Below are 9,510 nucleotides of genomic sequence, written 5' to 3'. Positions count from 1 at the left end.
AGACGTCAACGCCATCGTGGAACCCTTCCGCGCCGCAGCGAGTCCCGGCAGCGCCCTCGTCATTTCCCACGCGACCTCCGGCACGGCCACCAGCCAGACTGAGGAGGTCCAGCGGCTGTACCAGCGCACCCCCACCCCCCTTCAACTCCGCCACCTCGCCGAGGTCCAGGCACTGTTCGGTGACTTCGCCATGGTCGCGCCCCAACCCGGCGCAGCGTCACGTCCGGACGGCGCCGCGCTCGTCCCGGTATCTCACTGGCGCCCCGACCCCGAGGACCACCTCCCGGCGGAAGGGTCGTCGGCGAGCCCTTTTCTCGCCAGCTTCCTCGCCGGGGTTGGCATGAAAGGACCTGCTGTCATGACGGAACAGCCAAGGCCAGAACCGGCCGGACAAAGGGCATCCCGGCCATCGGGCGGGCGCTGATGTTCATCGGACTGGCCGGGCCGACGGGCGCCGGCAAGACGACCCTCGCACAGCGACTCGCCGAGCGTCTCGGAGCGCGTCTGATGCGCGACCCGTTCGTCGAAAACCCCGCTCTCCCGAAGCTCTACGCCGCGGGGACGACCCGCCCCGTGGCCCTGGCTCTCCAGGTCGAGTTGACCTTCCTGGCGCTGCGCGTCGCGCAACTTCGCGAGATCCACGACCTGCTCACCCATGGCACAGCCGTGGTGGCGGACTGGTCCATGGCGCAGCAGGTCATCTTCGCCCACACCACCCTGCCGCCCGACGACGCCAGTCGAGTGAAGAAGACCTGCGCCACCTGGAGCGACGCCGCCGCACGACCCGACCTCCTCATCGCCCTGACCGCACCGGCGCCGGTCCTGGCCCATCGGATCGCGCAACGCGGCAGACCCATGGAATCCGCGCTGTCCACCGCCTACCTCGAACACCTCACCCGAGCCTTCGACACACCGCTCGCTGACTACGCCAGCCGAATCATCCGGCTCGACACCAGCGAATTCGACGCCTTCAACGACGAAGACGTCGACGCGCTCCTTGCCCGCCTACCAGCCCTGGAGAGGTCATGACCGAAACCGACGTCGCACAGCTACGCACTGCCCACGCGCCTCCCTGCAGCAGAGTCATGATCACCGGGCCGGGTCAGGTCGAGATCGTCCGCGAGCACCTGCCCGCACTTGGCCCCGACGACGTCTACGCCGAATCGGTCGTCTCCGGCATCAGCCACGGCACCGAGATGGCCTGGGTGGCCGGAGACGCCGCCGCGCTGCACCGGTCGTGGGACCCGCAGCGACGCATCTTCCTCGACGGCGCCGGCCGGGACTTCCCGGTAGCGCCGGGCTACGAGACCATCGCGCGGGTCACCGCCGTCGGCGAGGCCGCTGTCGGCAAAGTGAGCATCGGCGACCTCGTCACCCTCGACCGCCCGCACGGCACCGCGCACATCGTTCCCGCGGACGCCGCCCTCGCAAGCCGTTTGCCGGCCGGTGTCGACGCCGAACGCGCCGTCTTCTTCATCCTGGCGCGCGTCGCCCTCGGCGGCGTGCACGACGCCGAGGTACGTCTCGGCGACACCGTCGTCGTGGTGGGGCTCGGCACCGTCGGCCTTCTCGCCGGTCAGCTCGCGCGACTCGCCGGAGCCGCCAAGGTGATCGGAGTGGACCGCTACCCGCTGCGCCTGGACACCGCCGACTCCCTCGGCATCACACCCGTGCACGCCGCCACCGACGACGACATCGCCGCACAGGTCCGCAAGCTCTGCGGCCCGCAGGGCGCGGACGTCGCCATCGAAGCCTCCGGCTCCTACCGCGGCCTGCACGAGGCGATCCGCTGCGTCCGGGTCGGCGGCCGGGTCGCAACTGTCGCCTCCTACCACGGCGACCAGAACGGCCTACGACTCGGCGAGGAGTACCACCGCAACCGCATCACCCTAATCTCCTCCATGACCGTCAACGGCTGCCCGCAACGCGCCCACCCGGCCTGGGACCTGCCCCGGCTCAGCGCCTCAGCCCGAGACCTGGTCGTCAGTGGGCGGGTGCATGTCGACAGCCTGGTGACCCACCGCTTCCCCTTCAGCGAGGCGGCCAAGGCGTACCACCTGATCGCCCAGCGCCCCGAGGAGACCATCAAGGTGGTGCTGACCTATGACAAGTAGCAGCCACGACGTCCTCAACCCCGTCGACGACCGGTACACCCCTCCACCCTGCGGCGAACTCGACGAAATCCGCGCCACCCTCGACGACGGCCGCCTCTCCGGCGGCGCCCCCGTCCTCGCCATCTACGAACACGCGCTCGCCAAGCGCTTCAACGCCCGGCGCGCCATCGCCGTCAACTCGGGAACCTCCGCGCTGCACGCCGCGCTCATCGCCCTCGGCGTCCGACCCGGCACCGAGGTCCTCGTCCCGGCCACCGCACCCCTGCCGACCGCCATGCCGGTGCTCACCTACGGAGCCACACCCGTCCCCGTCGACACCCTGCCCGAATCCCTCGCCCTCGACCCCGCCGACCTCGAACGCAAACTCACCGGACGCACCCGCGCCGCCATCACCCTGCCGCTCTGGGGCTACCCCAACGACGAACGAGCCAGCGCAGACCTCCTCGCCCAAGCCGGAGTGCCGGTAATCGAGGACGCATGCCAAGCCCACGGCACCCGAGTCGGCAACCAGTTCGCCGGCACCCACGGCGCAGTCGGCTGCTTCTCCACCCACGACCGCAAGCTCCTATCCACCGGCGAGGGCGGCTTCGTCCTCACCAACGACGAGGAACTCGGCGAACGCATCGACTGGTACACCCACCTCGGCCACCTGCGCGGCACCACCCACGGCGTCAACTACAAACTCGCCGGCCCCCTGGCCGCCATTGGCCTCCGCCGGCTCAAACTGCTCGACGGCCAACTCGACCGACGCCGCCGCAACGCCCAACGTATCGTCGCCGCGCTACCTCCAGGCGGCCTGCTGCGAGAACTGCCGTACGGGGTCCAGGACAAGCCGAACTACTACAACCTCGTCCTCACCATCAAGGACCGCATCCCGCAGGTCGCCACCGCGTTCGAAGCCGCCGGACTCCCACCGGACTCCATCCGGTGGCGCTACCGGCCGCTGTACCACCAACCCATCTTCCAGCCCTACGCCAACCAGTGCCCCAACGCCGAACACCTCGCCACGACCAGCGTCCAGCTACCAGTTCACCCCGGAATGACGGACGCGACCGTAGCGTGGATGGCCGACCGCGTGGCCCAGATCGCCCAGGGAGAAACCCGAGCATGATCCGTCACTTCACCAGCTCAGCCATCGTCTTCAACGACGAAGGTCATGTCCTGCTCGTGCACCACAACAAGATCGACCTGTGGCTGTACCCCGGCGGGCACATCGATCCCAACGAAGACCCCGCCGAAGCGGCACTCCGCGAGGTGCACGAGGAAACCGGGATCATCGCCGACATCCTCGGCCCACAGCCATTCCGGCACCCCGCCGTCCGGAGCATCCCGAGCCCGTTCGCCATCATCGAGATGGACATCGAAGACCGCAAGGTCGGACCACACCGACACATCGACTTCGTCTACGTCTGCCGAGCCACCGGCGGCAACCTCACAGCCCAAGTCGAAGAAGTCGGCGGCGCCAGGTGGATAGCCGCCAACGACATCGCAGCGCTACGCACCCCTGCTGAGCTGCCCGCTCTCATCACCGAAGCTGCCCAATTGACCCCCCAAACGGCCTGAGAGGCTGCGGAAGGCAAGGACAGCGCGGGGGACGGTGGAAGACCGCTCTGCGTCCTCCGCGGCACCCGCATAGTTCCGAAAAGACCGTAGGCATGGCAGCCTCCAGGGCTGGACCATGACCCCACCGGCCGGCTTCGTGGCGGCGATCATGGTCTCGGCCGGGTCGACGAGGCAGCTCAACGACGCGTAAGGACTGGCCATGTCTGACGGCAACTTTCTCTGGGCGCATAGCCCTGACGTGGGCGGCAGCCGGTGGCACTCTCTTGCCGATCATCTTCGTAGCACTGCTGAACTGGCTCGAAGGTTTGCCGTCTCGTTCGGTGGGGGCGAGGTGGCGTACTGGCTTGGTGCGCTGCATGACGTGGGCAAGGCGGCCTGCGTCTGGCAGGACAAACTTGCTGCCGTCGCGTCCACCGGCGGTCCAGTCGGGGTGGACCACAAGTCACTCGGCACCCGGATCGCGTATGAACGTGGCCTCGGCGCATTCGCTGGTGCGATTTTCGGGCACCACGGTGGGCTGATCGACTCGCCCAACTTGCGGCAGGCGTTCCGACGCAAGCTCGCTGAGGCGCCCGACAACATGGCGTCTGCTGAGCGGAAGCTGCCGAGGTTGTTACCGGACTTGCCGGAACGGCTCGACCATTTGGTGCCGGCGGATTGGCGTGCAGATCCTCTGGTAGGGGAGGTGGCGCTGCGTCTGTGCTACAGCGCTCTGGTCGACGCCGACAGCTTGGACACCAGCGCACATTTTCAAGGGTTGACTCGTCCGCGGGTGCGTCCGGACGCCGACTTTGGCCATCTTTCCAAGGTGTTCGAGCAACGTCGGCGTGAGGAACTTGCAGGCCGTGGGGGTACACCGATCAGCAGTCTGCGGGAGCAGGTGTACGCGGACTGCCTCGCGGCGGCTGAGCGCGATCGTGGAGTGTTCCGCCTCGGTGCACCGACCGGGGCCGGGAAGACCCTCGCGAGCGGCGGGTTCGCGCTGCGGCACGCGGAGACGCATGGCCTGCGTCGGGTAGTCGTGGCGGTTCCTTTCCTCACGATCACTGAGCAGAACGCTGCCGTCTACCGTCGGTTGCTAGACGAGGACGGCGGCGAGCCGGTTGTTCTTGAACACCACAGCCAGGCCGATTTCGATGACCCAAAAGCCGGCCGGTGGGCGCGGCTGGCGGCCGAGAACTGGGACGCGCCGTTCGTCGTCACCACCTTCGTCCGGCTCTTCGAGTCGCTGTACGCCCGTAGGCCGTCAGCGATGCGCCGGGTGCACCGGCTGGCCAACTCGGTGATCGTTCTAGACGAGGTGCAGGCGCTGCCGCACGCGATGCTCGCGCCGATCCTCGACGGAATCCGGCTGCTCGTGCGGCACTTCGGCGCGACCGTGCTGCTCTCCTCGGCGACACAGCCGAGCTTCTGGGCGTTGGACGAGTTCAAGGACGTTCCCTGCACAGACTTGATCCACGACACCCCCAAGCTGGTTAGTGATCTGCGCCGAGTGCGGTACGAGTGGCAGCTGGACCCGAAGCCAACGCTGGCCGATATCGCCGACCAAGCTGCGTTGGAGCGTGCCGCGCTGGTCGTGGTCAACACGACAGCGGACGCGAAGGCGGTGTTCGAGCGGTGGCGTGATGCCGGGCCCGACGGTGGGGCCTGGCATTTGTCCACCCGGATGTGCCCCGATCACCGGCGGCGCGTGCTGGGGAAGGTACGTACACGCCTTGATCGGGGTGAGCGCGTTCTGCTGGTGGCCACCCAACTGATCGAGGCCGGGGTGGACGTCGACTTCCCGGTGGTGTTCCGTGCGATGGCGCCGGCCGACTCGTTGCTTCAGGCGGCCGGGCGAGCCAACCGCGAGGGGCGGATGCCAGAGGGTGGCCGTGTGGTCGTGTTCGCACCTGAGGACGGCGGGCAGCCGCCCACCTACAAGACATTGGTTGGCTGCACCGGGCGTCAGTTCGGACCGGACAAGGACGACCCCGACGACCTGGCGGCGCTCGGGCGCTATTACCGCAACGTGTACGACCTGCTCAATCTTGCCGACGGCCAGCACGTCGGGCAGCGCATCCAGCAGGCCCGGCGGCGGTGGGAGTTCCAGACCGTCGCTGAGGGGCCGCTGGATGCGAGCAGCAGGCTGCGCGATCGGACACTCGCGTTCCGGATGATCAACGACGACGGAATCAGCGTGGTGACGCCACAGGGTGCCGAGACACCTGCACTGCGGCGCGAATTGGAGCACCTTGTCGAGGAAGTGCGCCATGCGCCGGTTCCAGACCTGGCGAAGCTGCGGCGGTTGCAGGCGTACACGACGAACCTTCACCCCAGTGCCGTGCGCCGGCCTGGCGTGATGGCGTTGTTGCGGCCGATCCTCGGCAACGAGGTGCGGCGGGGTGCGCTGGCCGAGTGGCTCGGCGAGTACGACGACGCCACCGGCATCAATCTCGACCCGAATCTGGAGCAGTTCGTCTTCTGATGGCGGGTCCGAGGCACCAAGCGAGCCTGAGTGCGATCACGTGGCGCGCCCCGCTCAATTCATAATCCTGAGCAGTCCTCAAGCCGTGATCAGACTGGCGAGCGCGCCGGTGGGCGCGGGTTTCGGCGGCACAGACCAAATCCCGACGCGGTGAGACCCATGATGCCTGGGTTCCACAGATGTGGGGCGGTCTAGGCACGGGGATCATGTGAACGCGCAGGTCACGGCGTTGTCGGATAGTCAAGAGCTGGAATCGCCTAGTGACACGATTCCCGGAAGGTAGCCCTGCTGAACAGTGGCGGAGTCCGTAACCTCTAGCCACGTGTATGTCCGGGTGTCGTCGCGGAAGAACAAGACCGGTCAGGTCGTGCGCTACCTGCAACTGGCCCACAACGAGTGGGACCCAGCGGCCGGGATGTCGCGCACGAAGGTGCTGTACTCCTTCGGCCGTGAAGACGAACCCGACCGCCCGGCGGTGCAGCGCCTGGTCACGGCGTTGAGCAGGCTGCTGGATCCGACCGCTGCGGCGGCGTTGACCACGCCGACGGACATGACGTTGACCGACTCACGGCCGATGGGCGGCGCGTACGCGCTCGACGGCCTGTGGCGCGCGCTGGGTATCGACGCCGCGATCCGTGACGCCCTGGCCGGTAAGCGGGCCGACGCCACCCGGGTGGAGCGGATCTTGTTCGCGTTGACGGCGAACCGGGTGCTCAAGCCCTCGAGCAAGCTCGCCGCGACCGACTGGATCGCCCACGACGTGCACATCGACGGCCTGGACGCCGTTGTCGACGAGGCCTGCTACCGGGCGATGGACGCGCTGCTGGGTGTGGAGGCGTTGGTGGCCCGGCAGGTGTATCACCAGGTCGCCGATCTGCTCAACCTTGAGGTGGACCTGCTGTTCTTCGACACGAGCAGCACCTACTTCGAGACCGGTGAGGCCGACACCCCGGTCGCCCGCGACGGGCACGGCCGGGTGCGGCGGGGCACCGAACCCAGTGATCCGGTGCGTGACAGCGGGTTTCGCACCCACGGCAAGAGTATGGACCACCGCGACGACCTGCCGCAGGTCGTCGTCGGGATGGCCGTCACCCGCACCGGGATCCCGTTGCGGGTGTGGTCGTGGCCCGGTAACTACAGCGACTCGGCGCTGATCCGCCAGGTCAAGGACGACATGCGCGACTGGAGCCTGGCCCGGGTCATCTGGGTCGCCGACCGCGGCTTCAGCTCAGCGGAGAACCGCCGCTACCTGCAACGCGCCGGCGGGCACTACATCATCGGCGAGAAACTGCCCTCCGGCTCGGCCGAGGCGACCGCGGCGCTGTCCCGGCAGGGCCGCTACGCCCAGATCGCCGCCAATCTGCAGGTCAAGGAGGTCAAGCTCGACGACACGGGCGACCGGTTCGTCATCTGCTTCAACCCCGACGAGGCCGAGCGGGACGCCCACGTTCGCGAACACCTGCTCGCCCGCCTGACCGACAAGATCACTGGATCGGACGCCCTGCCGGCGACCAAGCGCGCCGAACTGCGCGGGCAGATCTCCACCTCACCCGGCCTCAACCGGTTCCTGCGCGTCACGCCCGGCGGACTACTACGCCTCGACCAGGCAGCGATCAAGGCCGAAGCCCGCCTCGACGGCAAGTACCTGCTGCGCTGCTCCGACCCGAAACTGACCCCCGAGGCATCGCCCTGGGCTACAAGCAACTCCTCGAAGTCGAACGCGGCTGGCGCGACATGAAATCGGTCCTGGACCTACGCCCGGTCTACCACCGTCTCGAGGAGCGCATCCGCGCCCACGTCCTGCTCTGCAGGCTCGCGCTACTGCTGGTCCGCGTCGCCGAGACCACCACCGGCCGCACCTGGCCCAAGATCCGCGCCGAACTCGACCGACTGCACGCGATCACCTTCACCGGCCCCGCCGGCACGTTCCAGCAGACCACCGAGCTCACCAAGCCCCAACGCGACCTGTTCACCGCGCTCAAGCTCAACCCACCCAAGACGATCATCGAACTCACCACAAGTCTCTGACCAGCACGAACCCCGCTGCCTAGTGACACGCCCGCTAGGCGGCCGAAGCCGTGTTCCCGCAGCTCAAGCAGCAGATTCGTGGACTAGATGCTTGATGCCTTGAAGATTCAGTGGTCATAGGCGATGAGTGATCGCTTCACGGGTGCGTCGATGGTCCAGTTGTGCCAGATGACGGTCGTCAGGGCCAAGAGGCGTTGTGCGACGCGGGTGAACACCCCGGCCAGGGTCAGTCCGCCGTGGGCTTCCAGGTCGAGCTGGCCTTTCAGGGTGTCGAACACCGCTTCGACCCGCTGTCGGACGCGGGCGAGCTTGCCGAACCGGGTGGGCTCGCGCTTGCGGTCGGGGCGGACGAAGTGGGCGCCGAGCTGCTCGGTGATGAACCGTTCGAAGTCCTTGCCGGCGAAGCCTTTGTCACCGAGTAGGACCTGCCCGGTCGTGACGAGGTGGTGGTCGGCTTCGAGGAGGGCGGTCATGACCTCGCGTTCCCCGAGTTTGGGGTGGGCCAATCCGCAGATGACGGGCATCCCCTCGGGGGTGCAGACCAGATAGAGCCGGAATCCCCAGAAGAAGCGGGAGTGGGAGGCGCAGTAGCCGTAGCCGGCGTCGCCGGCCAGGTCAGAGCGCTTGACGGTCTCCCTCGACGCCCCGCAGGGCAGCGGGGTGGAGTCGATCAGCCGTAGTTGGTCGTACCAGGACGGGGTGCGGGTGGCCAGGTGTCGCATCACCCGCGCGAGCAGCGGCCCGGCCTTACGCATGCGCTTGTTGTAGCCGTCCTGATCCGGCAGGTAGGGGAACATGCCGCGTAGGGTGCTTGCGGGCGTAGCGCAGCCAGTGCCGTTCGGAGGGGAACCGCAGCAGCACCTGCATCACGGCCAGGCAGACCAGCTCGGCCGGGGTGAGTAGCGGGCGTCGCCCGCGTCCGGAGGGTCGTTCGAGGAGATCGTCGATCTCCACGTAGAGTGCGGCCACGAGGGTGTCCAGATCAGCGTCCACGAACAGCTCCAGTAGCTCGACGTCGGGTAAGCAACGCCGATCTTGGACACCCTCACCACGTCTACCCGGCAGCGACACACGCGCCGATCTTCAAGGCATCAATCATCTAGTCGATCAAGACATCTGTGGAACCCAGGTGATGACTGCCAGCGGATAGGCAGGAGAGTAGCCCTTCTGCCTCGAGGTCGCGGCTGAGTGACCTACGGGCCCGGCTTGCCCGACTGCCTCTGGTCCCGTCGGCCTTCTACTTGATGCGATGAAGGAGCGGGGCCTCCGCTCCTCGTGACAGTCACCCTGGTCAGGGGTTTCCCTGGGGTTGTCACGACGTACCACGACGAAGGAGGC

General features: G+C 67.6%; 8 protein-coding genes and 1 pseudogene. 8 read left to right on the top strand and 1 reads right to left on the bottom strand.

The features are described from left to right. From JNW87_RS29455 to JNW87_RS29420, 8 genes are all read left to right on the top strand, one after another. Positions 1–424, top strand: a 424-nt coding sequence (locus JNW87_RS29455; RefSeq protein WP_238454786.1) for an SAM-dependent methyltransferase, incomplete at its 5' end; no start/stop codon positions are given. Further along, a complete protein-coding gene (locus JNW87_RS29450; RefSeq protein WP_238454785.1) occupies positions 424–1,029 on the top strand; it encodes a deoxynucleoside kinase in 606 nt (201 codons plus the stop codon). The genes JNW87_RS29455 and JNW87_RS29450, both read left to right, overlap by 1 nt. 56 nt (positions 1,030–1,085) lie before the next feature. After that, the gene (locus tag JNW87_RS29445) at positions 1,086–2,114 is read left to right on the top strand and encodes a zinc-binding alcohol dehydrogenase (RefSeq protein ID WP_238454784.1); all 1,029 of its coding nucleotides are present in this window, start codon (positions 1,086–1,088) and stop codon (positions 2,112–2,114) included. Further along, positions 2,104–3,225 (top strand): DegT/DnrJ/EryC1/StrS aminotransferase family protein, encoded by a 1,122-nt coding sequence (locus JNW87_RS29440; RefSeq protein ID WP_238454783.1) that lies wholly within the window; start codon positions 2,104–2,106, stop codon positions 3,223–3,225. Before JNW87_RS29445 ends, JNW87_RS29440 begins: the two co-directional genes overlap by 11 nt. After that, the gene (locus tag JNW87_RS29435) at positions 3,222–3,677 is read left to right on the top strand and encodes an NUDIX hydrolase (protein WP_238454782.1); all 456 of its coding nucleotides are present in this window, start codon (positions 3,222–3,224) and stop codon (positions 3,675–3,677) included. Before JNW87_RS29440 ends, JNW87_RS29435 begins: the two co-directional genes overlap by 4 nt. A 199-nt stretch (positions 3,678–3,876) precedes the next feature. Continuing rightward, on the top strand, positions 3,877–6,144 hold the full coding sequence (cas3, locus tag JNW87_RS29430; RefSeq protein ID WP_238454781.1) for a CRISPR-associated helicase Cas3': 2,268 nt from the start codon (positions 3,877–3,879) through the stop codon (positions 6,142–6,144). Between the two features lie 322 nt (positions 6,145–6,466). Beyond that, positions 6,467–7,882, top strand: a complete 1,416-nt coding sequence (locus JNW87_RS29425; RefSeq protein WP_238454780.1) for an IS1634 family transposase — start codon at positions 6,467–6,469, stop codon at positions 7,880–7,882. Next, on the top strand, positions 7,879–8,172 hold the full coding sequence (locus tag JNW87_RS29420) for a hypothetical protein (RefSeq protein ID WP_238454779.1): 294 nt from the start codon (positions 7,879–7,881) through the stop codon (positions 8,170–8,172). Before JNW87_RS29425 ends, JNW87_RS29420 begins: the two co-directional genes overlap by 4 nt. Before the next feature lie 107 nt (positions 8,173–8,279). Here the strand turns inward: JNW87_RS29420 and JNW87_RS29415 are convergent. After that, positions 8,280–9,165: pseudogene (locus JNW87_RS29415) on the bottom strand (IS982 family transposase). Positions 9,166–9,510: the final 345 nt, after the last annotated feature.

The sequence above is a fragment of the Micromonospora sp. ATA51 genome (genome assembly GCF_016802855.1).
Classification (GTDB): Bacteria; Actinomycetota; Actinomycetes; order Mycobacteriales; family Micromonosporaceae; genus Micromonospora; species Micromonospora sicca.
Note: the sequence above shows the minus strand (reverse complement) of the source record. Positions and strands in the feature narration are given on the sequence as shown.